At 74.1% G+C, this 16,456-nt stretch carries 15 protein-coding genes; 8 read left to right on the top strand and 7 right to left on the bottom strand.

Features of this window, described 5'->3' with window-relative positions; genetic code table 11:
• Window positions 1-51 precede the first annotated feature (51 nt).
• From BMZ50_RS02240 to BMZ50_RS02215, 6 genes are all read right to left on the bottom strand, one after another.
• Window positions 52-876, bottom strand: coding sequence for an ABC transporter ATP-binding protein (locus tag BMZ50_RS02240; RefSeq protein ID WP_245753260.1), 825 nt, complete (start codon window positions 874-876; stop codon window positions 52-54).
• The gene (locus tag BMZ50_RS02235) at window positions 873-1,961 is read right to left on the bottom strand and encodes a FecCD family ABC transporter permease (RefSeq protein ID WP_091320748.1); all 1,089 of its coding nucleotides are present in this window, start codon (window positions 1,959-1,961) and stop codon (window positions 873-875) included. Before BMZ50_RS02235 ends, BMZ50_RS02240 begins: the two co-directional genes overlap by 4 nt.
• Window positions 1,958-3,031, bottom strand: coding sequence for a FecCD family ABC transporter permease (locus BMZ50_RS02230; protein WP_245753259.1), 1,074 nt, complete (start codon window positions 3,029-3,031; stop codon window positions 1,958-1,960). Before BMZ50_RS02230 ends, BMZ50_RS02235 begins: the two co-directional genes overlap by 4 nt.
• Window positions 3,032-3,097: 66 nt before the next feature.
• Complete coding sequence (locus BMZ50_RS02225; protein WP_091320744.1) at window positions 3,098-3,814, bottom strand: mycothiol-dependent nitroreductase Rv2466c family protein; 717 nt, start codon at window positions 3,812-3,814, stop codon at window positions 3,098-3,100.
• Entirely contained in the window at window positions 3,811-4,305 is a 495-nt protein-coding gene (locus tag BMZ50_RS02220) for a glutathione peroxidase (protein WP_091320741.1), read from the bottom strand. The genes BMZ50_RS02225 and BMZ50_RS02220 overlap by 4 nt, the downstream gene beginning before the upstream one ends.
• A gap of 35 nt (window positions 4,306-4,340) precedes the next feature.
• Window positions 4,341-4,745 (bottom strand): DUF2237 family protein, encoded by a 405-nt coding sequence (locus tag BMZ50_RS02215; RefSeq protein WP_091321043.1) that lies wholly within the window; start codon window positions 4,743-4,745, stop codon window positions 4,341-4,343.
• A 168-nt stretch (window positions 4,746-4,913) separates the two neighbouring features.
• On the opposite strand from BMZ50_RS02215, the gene BMZ50_RS02210 reads away from it, so the two are divergent.
• Window positions 4,914-6,914 (top strand): acetoacetate--CoA ligase, encoded by a 2,001-nt coding sequence (locus tag BMZ50_RS02210; protein ID WP_091320738.1) that lies wholly within the window; start codon window positions 4,914-4,916, stop codon window positions 6,912-6,914.
• A gap of 15 nt (window positions 6,915-6,929) precedes the next feature.
• Here BMZ50_RS02210 and BMZ50_RS02205 read toward each other — a convergent pair whose 3' ends face one another.
• Entirely contained in the window at window positions 6,930-7,697 is a 768-nt protein-coding gene (locus BMZ50_RS02205; protein ID WP_091320734.1) for an alpha/beta fold hydrolase, read from the bottom strand.
• A gap of 130 nt (window positions 7,698-7,827) precedes the next feature.
• Between BMZ50_RS02205 and BMZ50_RS02200 the strand changes: the two genes are divergently transcribed.
• The 7 genes from BMZ50_RS02200 (at window position 7,828) to BMZ50_RS02175 (ending at window position 16,451) form a co-directional block, all read left to right on the top strand.
• Window positions 7,828-8,769, top strand: a complete 942-nt coding sequence (locus BMZ50_RS02200; protein ID WP_091320730.1) for an NAD-dependent epimerase/dehydratase family protein — start codon at window positions 7,828-7,830, stop codon at window positions 8,767-8,769.
• A 724-nt stretch (window positions 8,770-9,493) separates the two neighbouring features.
• Window positions 9,494-9,643 (top strand): hypothetical protein, encoded by a 150-nt coding sequence (locus BMZ50_RS23960; protein ID WP_177212597.1) that lies wholly within the window; start codon window positions 9,494-9,496, stop codon window positions 9,641-9,643.
• A gap of 129 nt (window positions 9,644-9,772) precedes the next feature.
• A complete protein-coding gene (locus BMZ50_RS02195; RefSeq protein WP_091321042.1) occupies window positions 9,773-11,794 on the top strand; it encodes an ABC transporter ATP-binding protein in 2,022 nt (673 codons plus the stop codon).
• Window positions 11,791-13,071, top strand: a complete 1,281-nt coding sequence (locus BMZ50_RS02190) for an FAD-dependent monooxygenase (RefSeq protein ID WP_091320727.1) — start codon at window positions 11,791-11,793, stop codon at window positions 13,069-13,071. Before BMZ50_RS02195 ends, BMZ50_RS02190 begins: the two co-directional genes overlap by 4 nt.
• A 245-nt stretch (window positions 13,072-13,316) precedes the next feature.
• Window positions 13,317-14,582: an acyl-CoA dehydrogenase family protein gene (locus tag BMZ50_RS02185; RefSeq protein WP_091320725.1), complete on the top strand. Its 1,266-nt coding sequence runs from the start codon at window positions 13,317-13,319 to the stop codon at window positions 14,580-14,582.
• Window positions 14,583-14,725: 143 nt separating this feature from the next.
• Window positions 14,726-16,027: an MFS transporter gene (locus BMZ50_RS02180; RefSeq protein WP_091321041.1), complete on the top strand. Its 1,302-nt coding sequence runs from the start codon at window positions 14,726-14,728 to the stop codon at window positions 16,025-16,027.
• A gap of 46 nt (window positions 16,028-16,073) precedes the next feature.
• Window positions 16,074-16,451 (top strand): VOC family protein, encoded by a 378-nt coding sequence (locus tag BMZ50_RS02175; RefSeq protein WP_091320721.1) that lies wholly within the window; start codon window positions 16,074-16,076, stop codon window positions 16,449-16,451.
• The last annotated feature ends 5 nt before the right edge of the window (window positions 16,452-16,456 follow it).

Below are 16,456 nucleotides of genomic sequence, written 5' to 3'. Positions count from 1 at the left end.
TCGCAGGCTCGGGGCGGTGCCCTGGACGGGGCCGGGGTAGGGGGTCCTCCTTCAGCGGAGCCGGCGGACCGGCACCACCATCGGCGTCCCGGCAACCGGGTCGGGCACGATCCGCGCCTCGAGGTCGAAGACGTCGGCGAGCAGCTCCTCGGTGAGCACCTCGGCCGGCGTGCCCGAGGCCACCAGGACGCCGTCCTTCATGGCGACCAGCCGCTGCGCGTAGCGCGCGGCGAGGTTGAGGTCGTGCAGCACGACGACGACCGTCCGCCCGCGCTCGGTGTGCAGCCGGGCGACCAGCTCGAGGACGTCGATCTGGTGGGAGAGGTCCAGGTAGGTCGTCGGCTCGTCGAGCAGCAGCAGGTCGGTGCCCTGGGCCAGGGCCATGGAGATCCAGGCCCGCTGCCGCTGGCCGCCGGAGAGGGCATCGACCGGGCGGTCGGCCAGCTCGCTCATGTCGGTCCAGGCCAGCGCCTCGGCGACGGCGGCCTCGTCGCCCCGCGACCACTGCCTGAGCCAGGACTGGTGCGGGTGGCGGCCGCGGGCCACCAGGTCGGCCACGGTGAGCCCCTCCGGCGCGACCGGGGTCTGGGGGAGCAGGCCGAGCGTCTTGGCCACCTCGCGGGTCGGCGTCCTCTCGATGGCGTGCCCGTCGAGCAGGACCCGGCCCTCGACCGGCCGCAGCAGCCGGCCCAGCGCGCGCAGCAGCGTGGACTTGCCGCAGCCGTTGGGGCCGACGATCGCGGTGAACGAGCCGTCGGCGAGCTGCAGGTCCAGCTCGCGGACGACGACCCGGTCGTCGTAGGCCAGGCGGACCGACTCGGCGGCGAGACGGACCGGTCCGATCGACGTCGCGGGTGGGTGCAGGGTGGTCGTCACAGCGTGGATCGCCGCCTTCCGCGGACGAGGAGCCAGAGCAGGTACGGGGCGCCGATGGCGGCGGTGAGGATGCCGACGGGCAGGGCCTGGGGCAGGACGGTGCGGGTCAGCAGGTCGGCGCCGACGACCAGCCCGGCGCCCAGCAGGCCCGAGGCGAGCAGCGGGGGGCGGGAACCCCCGGCGAGCCGGACGGCGATCTGGGGGACCACCAGCGCGACGAACTGGACGGGGCCGGCCGCGGCCACCGCCACGGCGGTGAGCGCGACGGCGAGCAGCACGACGGCGGCCTGGGTGGTCGCCAGCCGCACGCCCAGCCCGCGGGCGGTGTCGTCACCGAACTGGAGGACGCCCAGGGCCCGGGTCGCCGCCAGCGCCAGCGGGAGCAGGACCGCGAGCGAGAGCGCCAGGGTGACCGCCTGGTCCCAGGTCCGGGCGTTGAGCGAGCCGGTGATCCACACGTAGGCCGCGGTGGCGTCGGTGACCTCGGCGCGGGTGAGCAGCCAGTCGGTCAGCGCGGAGGCGACCGCCCACAGGGCGATGCCGACCAGCACCAGGCGGTAGCCGTCGATGCCCGTGCGCCAGGCGAGGACGAACAGCAGCGCGCCGGTGGCCAGGGCGCCGAGGAGCGCGGCGAGCGGGACACCGAGCCCGCCGAGCAGCGCCCCGGTGCCCGAGGTGCCGGCCAGGACGATCGCCGCGACCGCACCGACCGAGGCGCCCTGGGTGATCCCCATGATGTCGGGGGAGGCCAGCGGGTTGCGGGCGAAGGTCTGGAACAGGGCGCCGGCCAGCCCGAGGGCGACGCCCACGAGCAGGCCGACGACGATCCGCGGTGCGCGCAGCTCGAGGACGATGAACTCCTGCGTGCCCTCGCCGAGGCCCACGAGGGTGCGCAGCACGTCGCCCACACCGATCGGGAAGTCGCCGCGGCCGAGGCTGACCGCGCTCAGCAGCACCACGACGACCGCGGTGACGGCCGGGACGGCCAGGTGCCGCCAGCGGAAGCGCCCCGAGACCGGGCCGACCCGGACGACGGCCCGGCCGCGGTCGGCCGGGGCGCCGGTGCGCGGTGCGGTGGCCGTCACGGGCCGGCCAGCCGGCGGCGGCGGATGAGCGCGATGAAGAACGGCGCGCCGAGCAGCGCGAGGACGATGCCGACCTGCACCTCGCCGGGGCGGGCCACGACGCGGCCGAGCACGTCGGCGGCCAGGAGGAACGCCGCGCCCAGCAGCCCGGAGCAGGGGACGAGCCAGCGGTGGGCCGGGCCGGTGACCATGCGCACCGCGTGGGGCACGACCAGCCCCACGAAGGCGATGGGCCCGCAGGCGGCGGTGGCCGCGCCGCAGAGCAACGTGACCGCGGCGAGCCCGACGGCGCGCGCGAGCCAGATGCGCTGGCCCAGCCCGCGGGCGACGTCCTCGCCGAGGCCGAGCAGGTCCAGCGCGGGGGCGTTGAGCAGGGCGAGCACGAGGCCGGCGACGATGAACGGCGCGACCTGCCAGGCGATGTCGGCCCCGCGGCCGGCCAGCGCGCCCACCACCCAGAAGCGGAAGCTGTCGAGGCTCTGCTGGTCGCTGACGAGGATCGCGCGGACGAGGGCGTAGAGGAGCGCCGACAGCGCGGCGCCAGCCAGGGCGAGCGTCACCGGGGTGGCCCCGCCGCGGCCGACCGAGCCGAGGACGAAGACCAGGACCGTGCCGATCAGCGCCCCGGCGAAGGCGAACCAGACGTAACCGGCCGGAGTGCTGATGCCGAGGAGCCAGATGGCGAGGACCACGGCGAGCGAGGCGCCGGCGGTGACGCCGAGCAGGCCGGGGTCGCCGAGGGGGTTGCGGGTGTGCCCCTGGGCCAGGGCGCCGGCCACGCCCAGGGCGAGGCCGACGAGCAGTCCCAGGGCGGTGCGGGGCAGCCGCAGCTCGCGGATGATCACCGCTTCCTCGCCGCCCAGGCCCGGGTCGGTGAGGGCCTGCCACACCGTGCCCAGGCCGATCGAGCGGGTGCCGACGGCGATGCTCACCATCGCCGCCAGCGCGACGAGCACGAGCAGCCCGAGGACGCCGAGCAGCCGGGAGCGCCGCCGGGTCAGGCGGCCGTGCCGGCTCGGCGCCGCCACGTTGTCCGGGATGCCCCGGGCAGCGGTGGTCGTCGGCGACACGAGCGGCTCCCGGGACAGCTGGCCAGATAGGGGAGCCTTACCTTAGCTGGGCTGTCCAGTCCCAGGTCAGCGGTGCTGGCGGCGGCTGCCGCCGTGCCAGTCCTCCTGTCGGCCGACCTCACCGGGCCGCACCCCGAACGCCGGCAGCTGCGGCTGCTCGCGCAGGCTCCGCTTGAGCTCGGCGAAACCCGGGAACCGGGCGAGGGCGACGACGTGGTCCCACAGCTCCCCGGCCTCGGCGTCACCGGGCAGCCGGCTGATCACCGGGCCGAAGAACGCCGGGCCCGCGGGCGGCCCGAACTGGAGGATCGGCGTTCCGACGTCCTTGCCGGTCAGGCGCAACGCCTCGTCGGTCTCGGCCTGGATCTCGGTGTCCCAGGACTCGTTGTCGAGGGCGTCGGCCAGGCTCGTCGGCAGCCCGGCCTCGGCGAGGATCGGCTCGACGAACTCCTTCCGGCCGCGCTGCTCCTCGCCCCGCACCTGCTCGGCCTCGAAGATCCGGGCGCCCATCGCGGCGTAGAGCCGGTCCAGGACGTCCGGGCCGTGCTCGGCCCGGGCGCGGGCGGCGACCCGCAGCAGGCGCAGCCCCGCGGTGTGCCCGGCCTCGTACTCCGGAGGGAACTGGGCGTCGTAGTCGACGTGCCGGTTGAGCAGCCGCAGGGAGATCAGCCGCCACTCCACGCGGTACGGCCGCTGCCTGGTGACCTGGCGGACCCACTTGCTGGTCATCCAGGCGAACGGGCAGACCGGGTCGAACCAGAAGCGCAGGTCGGCGTCGCTCATCGGGAGAGCACTTCCTCGATCGCGTGCCGGACCTCGGGGGAGTCGGGCTGGGTGCGCGACCGGAACCGGGCGCGGACCTCGCCGTTGCCGTCGATCAGCCACTTCTCGAAGTTCCACTGGACGTCGCCGGCCTCGCCGGTGGCGTCGGGCGCCTCGGTCAGCCGCTGGAAGAGCGGGTGTGCGCCGGCCCCGTTGACCTGCAGCTTCTCGGTCAACGGGAAGGTGACGCCGTAGGTGGTCGAGCAGAACCCGGCGATCTCCTCGGCGGTGCCCGGCTCCTGCCCGGCGAACTGGTTGCAGGGGACGCCCAGGACGGTGAGGCCACGGGGGCCGAGCTCCTGCTGCAGCGCCTCGAGCTGGCTGTACTGCGGGGTCAGGCCGCACTGGCTGGCGACGTTGACCACGAGCGCCGCGTGCCCGCCGGTCAGGCCGCCGACCGTGGTGGCCTCGCCCTGCAGCGTGGTGACGGGGAGCTCCAGCAGGTCGCTCATGGGCGTTCGTTCTCCTCAGGGTGTGCGTGGCCGGGTCATTCGAGGCCGCTGAGGTCGTCGGGGACGTCGACGGCGTGCTGCCGCAGCGCCTCGATCGGCACGATCTCGAGCGCGCGCTCGTGGGTGGCGGCCAGGACGACGGCCGCGGCCGCCCCGGCCTGGTAGGCCTGCAGCCACCGTACGGCGACGACGCACCAGCGGTCGCCCGGCCGCAGCCCGGGGAACCCGTACTCCGGACGCGCGGTGGTCAGGTCGTTGCCGAGCCGGCGCTGCATCTCGAGGAACTCCGCCGACACGACGGCGCAGACGGTGTGGCTGCCGACGTCGTCGGGGCCGCTGCTGCACGAGCCGGTGCGGTAGAAGCCGGTCATCGGATCGACGCCGCACGGTTCCAGCAGCCCGCCCAGGACGTTCCGCTCGACGTTGTCCGGCTCGCTCATCGACGCCATCATGCTGGCCTCCCGAGGTCGGCGCTCCTCCGGTCACCCCTCTGCCGCCCCGGCTCGCGACGCCGTTGTGCGCCCAGGGTGGTCTCGCGGGGTGGTGAGACCACGCTCAGCGCACATCGGTGGCCGCCGGGCTCGGGACCGGGGTGGCAAGGTGCCCGTGTGACCAGCGACACCTCAGCCGAGCCCACGGTCCTCTGGCGGCCGACGCCGGAATCGATGCGGGCCACCCGGCTCGCGCAATTCGCCGCTGAGGTCGCGCAGCGGCGCGGCCTGGACTTCGGTGACCCCCCGGACTACGACGCGATCTGGCGCTGGTCGGTCGAGCACCTCGACCAGTTCTGGGGCGACGTCGCCGGCTGGACCGGTGTGCTGCCCGGCGTCCCCGACGAGGAGGTCCTCCCGCAGCGGGAGATGCCCGGCGCCGTCTGGTTCCCCGGCAGCACGCTGAACTACGCCGCGCAGGCGCTCCGGCACGCGGTGGACGGCACCGTGCCCGCCGACTCCCCGGCGCTGATCGCCGTCGCCGAGGACCGCGAGCCCGTCGAGGTGAGCTGGGCGGCGCTGCGGGCCCGGGTCGGCGCCTTCGCCGCCACCCTGCGCCGGCTCGGCGTGCAGCGCGGCGACCGGGTCGTGGGCTACCTGCCGAACGTGCCGGAGGCGGTCGTCGCCTTCCTCGGCGCGGCCTCCATCGGGGCCGTCTGGTCCTCCTGCGCGCCGGACTTCGGCACCCGCAGCGTGCTGGACCGCTTCGCCCAGATCGAGCCCACCGTGCTCGTGGCCGTCGACGGCTACCGATGGAACGGCAGGGAGTACGACCGCCGCGACGTCGTCACCGAACTGCGCAGCGCCCTGCCCGGCATCCGGGCCACGATCGCCGTTCCGCGGCTCTTCCCGGACGAGGTGCCGATGGGTGCCCTGCCGTGGGCGGAGGCGGTCGCCGACGAGCAGGAGCCGCGCTTCGAGCCGCTGCCGTTCGACCACCCGCTGTGGATCGTCTACTCCTCGGGCACCACCGGCCTGCCCAAGGGCATCGTGCACGGGCACGGCGGGGTCGCTCTCGAGGAGTGCAAGCAGCTGGCCCTGCACGGCGACGTCCGCCCCGGCGACCGCTTCTACTGGTACGCCTCCACCGCCTGGATCATGTGGAACATCGCCACCTCGGCGCTGCTGTGCGGTGCAACCGTGGTGGTCCACGACGGCGCCCCCGCGTACCCCGGGATCGACGCCCAGTTCGCCCTCGCCGCACAGACCCGGCTCACCTACCTCGGCACCAGCGCCGGCTACCTCACCGCCTGCGAGAAGGCCGGCCTCCGGCCCGGTGACGCCCACGACCTGTCGGCGCTGCGGTCCATCGGCTCCACCGGATCGCCGCTGCCCGCGTCGGCCTTCTCGTGGGTGTACGACGCGGTGAAGCCCGACGTCTTCCTGGGGTCGCTCTCGGGCGGGACCGACGTCGCCACCGGCTTCATCGGCAGCTCGCTGCTGCTGCCGGTCACCGCCGGCGAGCTGCAACGGCCGATGCTCGGCGTCGCCGCTGCCTCCTGGGACGAGCGGGGCGAGCCCGTGGTCGGGGAGCTCGGTGAGCTGGTGGTCACCGCACCCATGCCCTCGATGCCGCTCCACTTCTGGAACGACCCCCAGGGGCAGCGCTACCGCGAGGCCTACTTCGAGCCCTGGCCCGGCGTCTGGCGGCACGGCGACTGGATGGAGGTGACCGAGCGGGGCACCTGCATCATCACCGGCCGGTCGGACTCCACGCTCAACCGCGGGGGCGTCCGCATGGGGACGGCGGACATCTACGCCGCCGTCGAATCCATCCCCGAGCTCGTGGACTGCGTCGTCCTCGGCGTGGAGCAGCGCGACGGGAGCTACTGGATGCCGCTGTTCGTCCAGCTGGCGCCGGGGGAGGAGCTCACCGACGAGCTCCGCACCGCGATCACGGATGCCATCCGCCGCCAGGCCAGCCCCCGCCACGTCCCCGACGAGATCCTCGTGGTGCCCGCCGTCCCGCGCACCCGCACCGGCAAGCGGCTCGAGGTGCCGCTCAAGCGGCTCTTCCAGGGGGTCGACCCGGCCACGGCCCTCAACGTCGGCGCGGTCGACGACCCGGCCGCCGTCGAGCACTACGTCGCACTGGCGCACGCCCGCGGCGCCCGCTGAGCGGCGCCGTCCCGCTCACCTCCCGGCGGGCACCCCCGCGCGGTCGCTCGGCACCAGCTCGAGCAGGACGGCGGCCAGCTCCCGGGGGCAGGTGACGTGCGGGATGTGGGAGCAGTCCAGCGTGCGGTGCCGCCAGTCCGCACTCTCCCGTGCCCGCTCCGCGAACCGGTCGAGCCCCGCGTGCGGGAAGCGCACGCAGCGGACGTAGCTGCGGGTCGGCGCCCGGGCCGCCGGGTCTCCCAGCCGCAGCGCCCGCGTGAAGTGCCCGACCGGTGTCGCGCGCAGCCGGGGCACCAGCCACGCCAGCTCGGCCGGGTCGGTGATCTCCCAGAGCCGGGGCAGGATCTCCTCCCACGGCGGTGGCGCGAACCGGGGCAGCAGCCACCCGTCGCCCTCTGTCGCGACGAGCTCCTCCATCGCTGCCCGGTGCTCCGGCCCGATCAGGTCGAACAGGGACTGGCCGTCCTCGGGCACGAAGGCGTCCACGTAGGCCAGCTCGGCCACCCGCTCCGGCACCCGGTCGGCGACACCGGTGATCACCATCCCCGCGGAGCTGCTGCCCACGAGCACGACCCGGTCCAGGTCCTCGTAGACCAGCACGTTGACGACGTCCTCGACGTGCGTGAGCAGGTCGATCCCGTGGTCGAGCAGGTGCGCGCGCTCACCGAGCCCGGTGAGGGTCGGGGTGAGGACGTCGTGCCCGGCTGCCCGGAGCCGGGGCGCGAGCCTCCGCCAGCACCAGCCGCCGAACCAGGCGGCGTGCACGAGCACGAACGTCGCCATCAGCCCCGCCCCTCTCCGGACGCCGGCCAGCTGGTGCGGACGACGGTAGTCCTCGGTGCCGCGCCGGCGGGTCGGCCGGCGACACGCCGCGGGCCGGGTGCGGGATCGGGCGTGAGGGGTATCCCGAGGCATGCGCATCCTGGTGACGGGGGCCCGCGGCAAGGTCGGCGCGGCGGCTGTGGACCGGCTGATGCGGGACGGGCACGAAATCACCGCGGTAGACCGGCAGCCGCCGGTCTACGAGCGCGCCGGCGAGGTCCGGTACGTCCAGGCCGACCTCACCGATGCCGGGCACGCGGCCGCGGTCGTGCCCGGCCACGAGGCGGTGGTGCACGCCGCCGCCATCCCGAGCCCGGCGAAGAACCCACCGCACGTCATCTTCGGCACCAACCTCATGGCGACCTACCACACGCTCGAGGCGGCCGAGCGCAGCGGAGTCGGCCGGTTCGTGCACATCTCGAGCGAGACCGTGCCCGGGTTCTCCTATCCCCGGCGCTACTTCCACGCCCAGTACGCGCCGATCGACGAGGGGCACCCGATCGCCCCGCAGGACCCCTACGCCCTCTCGAAGTGGTTCGGCGAGAAGCTGATGGACGCCGCCGTGGCCCGCTCGGACCTCACCGCCTTCTCGATCCGGCCGACGTGGGTGCAGTGGGAGGGCAACATCGAGCGCAACGTGGGGCCGATCGTGCGGGCCCAGGGCGCCGACCGGAGCGCCTCGTTCTGGTCCTACGTCGTGGTCGACGACCTGGCCGACCTGCTGGCTGCCGCGGTCGCGGGCGACACGACCGGGCACGAGGTGCTGTACGCGGCCGCCGCCGACAACGCCAACGGTCTGCCGTTGCACGAGCTCGTCCGCCGGCACTTCGGCGACGCCGTCGAGCTGCGGCCGGTCGCCCGCCCGGACGCCTCGGGCATCTCCAGCACCAAGGCCGAGAAGCTCCTCGGCTGGGTACCGCTGCGCAGCTGGCGGGACCTGCTCGACGCCGACGGCCGGCTGCTGCCCGAGGCCGGCGCCCGGCTCACCGAGGGGGCCACGGCGGTGCAGCGCGGCCTCCGGGCGATGAGCTGAACCGCGGCGGTAGGTGCCTTGGGCGGGAATCCCCCAGGGCCTTCCGGCCCTGGGGCGGCGCCATTCCCCGAGCACTGTGCTGCCCGACTGCTCGCGGGGTGTGACGCCGCGCGGCGGTTCTCCGGATACGCCCGAACTCGTGCCGGTTTCGGGCTTCAGGGCGATGCGTGGGCCGCACCTTCAACTACTGTTCTCTGCATTCCACCGCCGAGGAGGTGAACAGCCCCACCGCGGGATAGCGGGTGAGTGGGTGCGACCGACGACGTCGCGATCGCACCCTGGGAGCGGCCCAGCGACACCGAGTACGTGGTCCATGCCGCCCGCCCCTGCCGGAGCCGCGCGACCACTGCGCGATCGGCCGGTCCCGCCGAGCGTCTACTTCCTCTGTGACCCAGGCGAGCGCCTGCGGGTCACGCACGCGCCCAGGTTTCCCCACGGCCCCGCGGCCGTGGGCGGTCGATCAACCGTCGCGTGCCGTCCCGATGCCTACCGTCGGCTGCCTCCTCCAGCGTGGCCGGCCGCGGTAGGCCTCCACCAGCAGACCTCCACGCACATTCGTGGGGGTTCCACCACGCACATCTCAGGGGGAGGGATTACCGCCAACGCAAAGAGTGTCGATCCCGGCTGAGTCGAAATTCAGCATCTCGCGGGGGGTCCGGATCAGTCGGAGTGCTTTTCCGAGGCGGCATGCCTCATCAGGAGAATCCGAGAAAGGACCGAGATCATGACGTGGAGAGACGACGACCACTGGGGCGGCTGGTGGGGTGGCTGGCGCCACGGCCGGGACCACTGGGGCTGGTGGGGCTGGTGGGGCGGCTGGGGCGGCTGGGGCGGCTGGCACCGCCGCCACGGGTGGAAGCACGACGACGACTGACACCCGTCTGTTCCATCCAGCCAGACCCTTGCGGTCCGGCGGGTGGCCCTCCGCGCTCGGCGCGGGGGGCCACCCCTCTACGAGGGGCCGTCGGGGAATCCGGCCGGCTCCGGAGACGAGGTGGTGCCCGTGTGGGACATCACGCGCACGCTGGTGAGCCCGGGCTCGCCGGAGGACGAGGCGCTGGTCGAGGCCGCGCCGACGGTCGCCGTCCGCGACATCTTCCGGCGGTTCTGGCCCTACGCCCGGCCGCTGCGCTGGTGGCTGCTGGTCAGCATGGTGCTCGGCAGCGTCGGGCCCGCGCTCGAGGGGCTGGGCATCTGGCTGACCAAGTTGCTGGTCGACAACGTCCTCGTGCCCCGCGATTTCAGTGCCTTCGCGCCGCTCGCGGCCGCCTACCTGGCGATCACCCTGGGCACGGGGATCCTCGGCTTCGTCGGCGCCTACCTCACGGCGTGGACGGGGGAGAGCTTCCTGCACCGGCTGCGCACGTCGGTCTTCGCCCACCTGCAGACGCTCTCGATCGGCTTTTTCGACCGGCGGCGGCTCGGCGACATCATCAGCCGGCTCACCGGCGACGTCATCGCGATCGAGAGCCTCATCCTCTCCGGTGTCGCCGCGCTGGTCCTGTCGGCGCTGAAGATCGTCGTGTTCGCCGGCCTGCTGTTCGTGCTGGACTGGCAGCTGGCCCTGATCTCGATGGCCGTCATCCCGGTGTTCTGGCTGATCACCCGCATCTTCGCCCGCCGGATCAAGGCGGCCTCCGGCGAGGTCCGCCGGCGCAGCGGATCGATCGCCACGGTCGTCGAGGAGAGCCTGGGCAACGCCCCACTGGTCCAGGCCTACGGCCGGGAGCAGGCTGAGGTCGGCCGGTTCACCGGCCAGTCGCTGGGCAGCGTCGCGGCGGCCCTGCGGGCCACCCGGATCGGCGCGTTGTTCACCCCGTTCGTCGACCTCGTGCAGGTCGTCGGCGTGATCACCATCGTCGGGGCAGGGGCCTGGCAGCTGAGCTCCGGCCGCATGACCCTGGGCGACCTGCTGGCCTTCCTGCTCGCGCTGTCCCTGCTCTACGGCCCGGTGAGCGCCCTGGGGCAGCTGTCCACCGTCGTCTTCGCCGCGGCCGCCGGCGCCGAGCGCATCATCGAGCTGCTCGACCAGCAGGCCGAGGTGCGGGCGCCCGAGCACCCGGTGCCGCTCGGCCGGGCGGCCGGGCGGATCCGGGTGGAGGACGTCGACTTCCGTTACCCCGGCACGGCCGACGACGTGCTGCACGGCATCAGCTTCAGCGCCGACCCCGGCACGACGACCGCCCTGGTCGGTGTGAGCGGGGCCGGCAAGTCCACCCTCGCCCGGCTGCTCCTGCGGCTGTTCGACCCGACCGCGGGCCGGATCACCCTGGACGGGCACGACCTGCGCGACCTGGACCCCGCGGAGCTGCGGGCCAACATCGCGATCGTGCTGCAGGAGACCCTGCTGCTCGACGCCAGCGTCGCGGACAACATCCGCGCCGGCCGGCCGGACGCCACGGACGAGGAGATCGTCCGCGCCGCCCGGGCGGCCGACGCCGAGGAGTTCATCGTGCGGCTGCCCGAGGGCTACGACACCCGGGTCGGCCAGCGCGGCCGGCTGCTCTCCGGCGGCCAGCGGCAGCGGGTGGCCATCGCGCGGGCCATGGTGCGCGACGCGCCGATCCTGCTGCTCGACGAGCCCACCGCCAGCCTCGACGCCCAGGCCGCCGAGCGGATCCTCGGTCCGATGCGCCGGCTGATGGCCGGCCGCACCACGATCGTCATCTCGCACGACCTGCTGACCGCCGCCGAGGCCGACCAGATCGTGCACCTGGAGCACGGGCGGATCATCGAATCCGGCTCGCACGAGGAGCTGCTGCAAGCGGGCAACGGCTACGCCCACCTGTACTCGCTGCGCCACGCCCTGCGCCGCGCACCGGCCGGCGGCCGGCACCGGCACCCCGAGCCGGAACCGGTCGGCCCCCCGCCCTGGGCGGACGGCGAGTGGGACGAACCGTTCCCGGACGGCCCGCCGCCGTGGCTGCAGCAGCCCGCGCCGGTCCCCTGGGGGTCCGGCGAGGAGGACGACGGCCGGCCGGGCCCCGATCCCCACCGCATCGCGCCCCCCGGAGGACCTCGATGAAGATCGTCTGCGTCGGTGCCGGCCCAGCCGGCCTGTACTTCGCCATCTCGGCGAAGCGGAGCGACCCCAGCCGGGACATCACCGTCCTCGAGAGGGATCCGCAGGGCGCGACGTACGGCTGGGGCGTCGTCTACTGGGACGACATGCTCGACCTGCTCTACGTCAACGACCCGGAGAGCGGGCGGGCGCTGCGCCGGGCCTCCACGCTGTGGAAGGACCAGGAGATCCACGTCAGCGGCGGGGTCGCTCACCTGGGGGGGTACGGCTTCGCCATGCAGCGTGCCGAGTTCCTCGAGACGCTGGTCGACCGCGCGCGCCGGCTCGGCGTCACGGTCGAGTACGACCACCCGGTCGAGGACCTGACCCCGTTCGCGGACGCCGACCTGATCGTGGCCGCCGACGGTGCGGGCAGCCGGACCCGGCAGCTGCACGGCGACCACTTCGGCACCCGGGTCGAGACGGGCGCCAACCCCTACATCTGGCTGGGGACCGACATGGTGTTCCCCAGCTTCGTGTTCGCCTTCGAGAAGACCCCCGCCGGCTGGCTGTGGTTCCACGCCTACCCGTCGAGCGGCACGGTCAGCACCTGCATCGTCGAGTGCACGGAGACGACCTGGCGGGCGCTCGGCATGGACGAGCGGGACGAGGACGACGGCATCCGGCTGCTGGCGCAGATCTTCGAGCGGTCCCTGCAGGGCCACTCCCTGATCAGCCAGTCCCGCGGCGAGCCGGCCCGCTGGCTGCGGTTCAAGGAGGTCTCCAACCGGACCTGGTGGCACGACAACGTCGTGCTGATCGGCGACGCCGCGCACACCACGCACTTCACGATCGGGTCCGGCACCCGGCTGGCGGTGATCGACGCGGTGGAGCTGGTGCGCAGCCTCGACGACTTCCCCGGGGACCTGGCCGCGGCGCTGCGCGACTTCGACCACCGGGCCCGCCCGAACCTGGAGCGCGTCCAGCGGCACGCCCGCGGCAGCATGAACTGGTACGAGCACGCCGACGACTACCTCGACGGTCGCGACGCCGTCGACGCCGCGTACGCGATGGCCACGCGCAACTCCCCGCCGTCGTCCATGCGCGAGCGGGTGTTCAGGGCCGAGCAGCTGCGGCCGGCGCGGCTCGTGCAGGGAGCCGTCGACACCGCGCAGCGGCTGATTCTGGCCGCCCGACGCGGGGAGCTGCCCTTCGTGCCGTCCTGGCACCCGGGCCCGCCCCCGGCCGGGCGGGAGCAGGCCCGCGACATCGCCCTCGCCCGGGAGCGGGCGGCTCGCTGACGCGGCCCGCGGCCCGCGGCCCGCGGCCCCCGGCCCGCTCGGCGCCGCGAGGGCGACGAGGGGCGGTACGGCGGCGGTCCAGCGCACCAGCGGGTTCTCTCGACAGGGGCGGGGTCGACCTCGACCGCGCACGGCCGGCCACCGTGAGGCCGCTCACGGTGCGGGTGAGGACGGCGTGCGGCGGGCATCCCCAGCCGCCAAGGTGTACGTGATCATCCGCCTCTGTCGAGGAGAGACGACCGACGATGACGTCGACCCAGCGCGCTGACGAGTCCACCGACGACGTCCTGGAGCCGCAACCGCCCGCGCTGCTGCCGCCGTGGCACACGCCGGAGCGGGAGAAGCTGCAGGAGCAGGCCCGCCGGTTCGCGATGGACGAGGTGCTGCCGGTCGCCAACGAGCTGGACCCGCAGAAGGGCGAGATCCCGTCGTCGCTGCTGGCCCGGCTGGCCGAGCTCGGCTACTTCGGCATCACGGTTCCGGCCGAGTGCGGCGGCCTGGGCCTGGGCGTGTTCGAGTACTGCATGGTCAGCGAGGAACTGGCTCGCGCGTGGATGTCGACGGCCAGCATCCTGGCCCGCTCGCAGGGTCTGGGGACGGCGGTGGCCGACGCCGACCGCCGCCACGAGCTGCTGCGCCGCAGTGCCCGCGGGCAGTGGATCGGCGCGATCGCGCTGTCCGAGCCCGACGCGGGGTCCGACCTGGCCGGCGTCTCGACCCGCGCCGTCCTCGACGGCGACGAGTGGGTCGTCACCGGCCGCAAGCGGTGGTGCGGCAACGCGAAGGCCGCCGACTTCATCCAGGTGCTCGTGCGCGAGCGCGACCCCGAGCCGGGGGAGTCCCGCTCCAAGGGGCTGGTGAACCTGCTGCTGGAGAAGGAGCGCGGCGAGTTCCCCGAGGGGCTCTCCGGCTACCCGATCGACAAGGTCGGCTACCACGGGTTCCTCACCTGGGACCTGACCTTCGACGGCGTCCGCATTCCGGCCGGCAACGTCATCGACGAGGCGGCGGCCAGCGACGAGGAGGGTGATGCGGCCAAGCGGGCCGGCTTCGCCGAGGCGCAGAAGTTCCTCAACACCGCTCGGGTGCACACCGCCGCCCGCGCCGTGGGGTTGGCGCGTGCGGCGCTCGAGGACTCGCTGCTCTACCTGCAGGAGCGCGAGCAGTTCGGCCACCCGATCGGCGACTTCCAGGCGCTGCGCTTCGCCGTCGCCGACATGGCCGCGCAGGTCGAGCAGTCGCGCGCCTTCTACCGGCAGGTGGCCCACCTGCTCGACCTCGGCGTCCCGTGCGAGAAGGAGGCCTCGATGGTGAAGCTCGAGGCCACCGAGATGGCCGTTCGGGTGACCAACCAGGCCATGCAGCTGCACGGCGGCAACGGCTACACCACCGAGCGGCAGGTCGAGCGGCACTGGCGCGACGCCCGGCTGACCACGATCTTCGAGGGCACCAGCGAGATCCAGCGGCGGATCATCAGCGACCGCCTCCTCCCGCGCTCCCCGCTCGCCTGACCGGAGTGGATTCCTCCGCGTAACGCGCACGGATCCACTCCGCTCGGACGCCGTCGGTGATATCTGCGCGCGGCCGGGCGGCGGCGGCAGGCAGGATGGCCCCGCCGTCCGGCACCTCGGGGGGCGGGACGACGGGGAGTGTGATGGCCGGCCTGCCGCGGGCGCTGCAACCGCTGCGCTACCCCCGCTACCGCCGGCTGGCCGCCTCGCTGGGGCTCTCCCTGCTGACCAACAGCACGTTCACCGTTGCGGTGGTGTGGCAGGTGGTCGCGCTGAAGGGTGGCCCCGCGCAGCTCTCGTTGGTCACCGGGCTGAGCGCCGGCGGGATGCTGGCCAGCACGCTGCTCGGCGGCGCGCTCGCCGACCGCATCCCGCAGCGGCACATCCTGCTGGCCGTCGCGCTGGTGCAGACGGTGAGCATCGCCCTCGTCGCGGCGCTCTCGCTGACCGGCCTGCTGACCCTGTGGCAGCTGGCTGCCGTCGCCCTGGCCGGGGGCGCGGCCAACGGCCTCTACTACCCGGCGTACTCCGCGCTGGTGCCGGCGCTGCTCCCCGAGGACATGCTGCTGGCGGCCAACGGACTCGAGGGCACCATGCGGCCGGTGCTCTACCTGGCCACCGGCCCGGCCGTGGCCGGCGGGCTGATCGCCGCGACGTCCCCCGGCGTGGCCCTGGTCCTCACCGCCGCCACGGCGCTGGGGGCGGCCGTCTGCGTGGGCCTGCTGCCCGCGACGCCGGTGCGGCGGGACCCCGGTGCGGCGCCGGCGCACCCGGTGCGCGGCCTGGTCGCGGACATGCGCGAGGGCTTCGGCTACATGGTTCGCACGCCCTGGCTGCTGGCCACGCTGGTGTTCGCCTCGCTGATGCTGCTGGTGATGCTCGGCCCCTTCGAGGTGCTGGCGCCCTTCGCGATCAAGGACCGCGCCGGCGGGGGACCGCTCGAGCACGCCCTCGTGCTGGCCGCGTTCGGCATCGGCGGGGCCCTCGGGTCGACGGTGCTCGCCTCCCTCCGGCTGCCCCGGCGCTACCTCACGGTGATGAACCTGCTGTGGGGGCTGGGCTGCCTGCCGATGGTCGTCTTCGGCACCACGACCTCGCTGGCCGTGATGATCGCCGCCGGGCTGGTCACCGGCGCCACCTCGCAGGCGGGCATGGTCATCTGGGGCACGCTGCTGCAGCGGCGGGTCCCCCCGGCGCTGCTCGGCCGGGTCTCCAGCCTGGACTTCTTCGTCTCGACGGCGTTCCTGCCGCTGTCGATGGCCCTGGCCGGGCCGGTCAGCGAGGGGATCGGGCTGACCGCGACCTTCCTGGTGGCCGGCCTGGTCCCGCCGGTGCTGGCGGTGGTCGCGATCCTCGCCGCCCGGCTGCCCGCCGACGAGCTCGCCCACCCGCTCGACCGGCGCCCGGCCGAGCCGGCGGACGTCGTCCCGCTCCCCACCCCCTGACGACGCCGTACGCTGTACGTAGTCCGCGCCGTCGTCAGGAGCCCCCATGCGCATCACCGCCTCCGCCGTCTCCCTGACAGTCGACGACGTGCCGGGCGCCAGCGCCTTCCTCGTCGACCACTTCGGCTTCCGGGAGGAGATGGCCGCCGACGGCTTCGCCTCGCTGACCCGCGACGACGCCGGCATGAACGTCGTCTTCGTCCGCCGGGGCCTGCCGACCATGCCGGCCGGCCAGCGCGACCGCCACGCCGGCGGGCTGATCCTCGCCTTCGTCGTCGACGACCTCGAAGGCGAGCTGGGCCGGCTGCAGGCGGAGGGCGTACCGATCACCATGCCGCTGACCACCGAGGAGTGGGGCGAGCGGGCGTTCCAGGTCCAGGACCCCAACGGCGTCGTCGTCCAGCTCGTCGACTGGAACGGCTGACCTCC

This window comes from Geodermatophilus ruber, assembly GCF_900114385.1.
Taxonomy (GTDB): Bacteria; Actinomycetota; Actinomycetes; order Mycobacteriales; family Geodermatophilaceae; genus Geodermatophilus; species Geodermatophilus ruber.
This window is presented reverse-complemented; position numbering and strand designations above follow the sequence as displayed.

What these genes read in the sequence shown, in the direction of transcription:
- BMZ50_RS02225 (WP_091320744.1), bottom strand. Translation starts at nt 3,814, where the DNA reads ATGAGCGACGCCGACCTGCGCTTCTGGTTCGACCCGGTCTGCCCGTTC.
- BMZ50_RS02220 (WP_091320741.1), bottom strand. Translation starts at nt 4,305, where the DNA reads ATGAGCGACCTGCTGGAGCTCCCCGTCACCACGCTGCAGGGCGAGGCC.
- BMZ50_RS02215 (WP_091321043.1), bottom strand. Translation starts at nt 4,745, where the DNA reads ATGAGCGAGCCGGACAACGTCGAGCGGAACGTCCTGGGCGGGCTGCTG.
- BMZ50_RS02205 (WP_091320734.1), bottom strand. Translation starts at nt 7,697, where the DNA reads ATGGCGACGTTCGTGCTCGTGCACGCCGCCTGGTTCGGCGGCTGGTGC.
- BMZ50_RS02200 (WP_091320730.1), top strand. Translation starts at nt 7,828, where the DNA reads ATGCGCATCCTGGTGACGGGGGCCCGCGGCAAGGTCGGCGCGGCGGCT.
- BMZ50_RS23960 (WP_177212597.1), top strand. Translation starts at nt 9,494, where the DNA reads ATGACGTGGAGAGACGACGACCACTGGGGCGGCTGGTGGGGTGGCTGG.
- BMZ50_RS02190 (WP_091320727.1), top strand. Translation starts at nt 11,791, where the DNA reads ATGAAGATCGTCTGCGTCGGTGCCGGCCCAGCCGGCCTGTACTTCGCC.
- BMZ50_RS02185 (WP_091320725.1), top strand. Translation starts at nt 13,317, where the DNA reads ATGACGTCGACCCAGCGCGCTGACGAGTCCACCGACGACGTCCTGGAG.
- BMZ50_RS02180 (WP_091321041.1), top strand. Translation starts at nt 14,726, where the DNA reads ATGGCCGGCCTGCCGCGGGCGCTGCAACCGCTGCGCTACCCCCGCTAC.
- BMZ50_RS02175 (WP_091320721.1), top strand. Translation starts at nt 16,074, where the DNA reads ATGCGCATCACCGCCTCCGCCGTCTCCCTGACAGTCGACGACGTGCCG.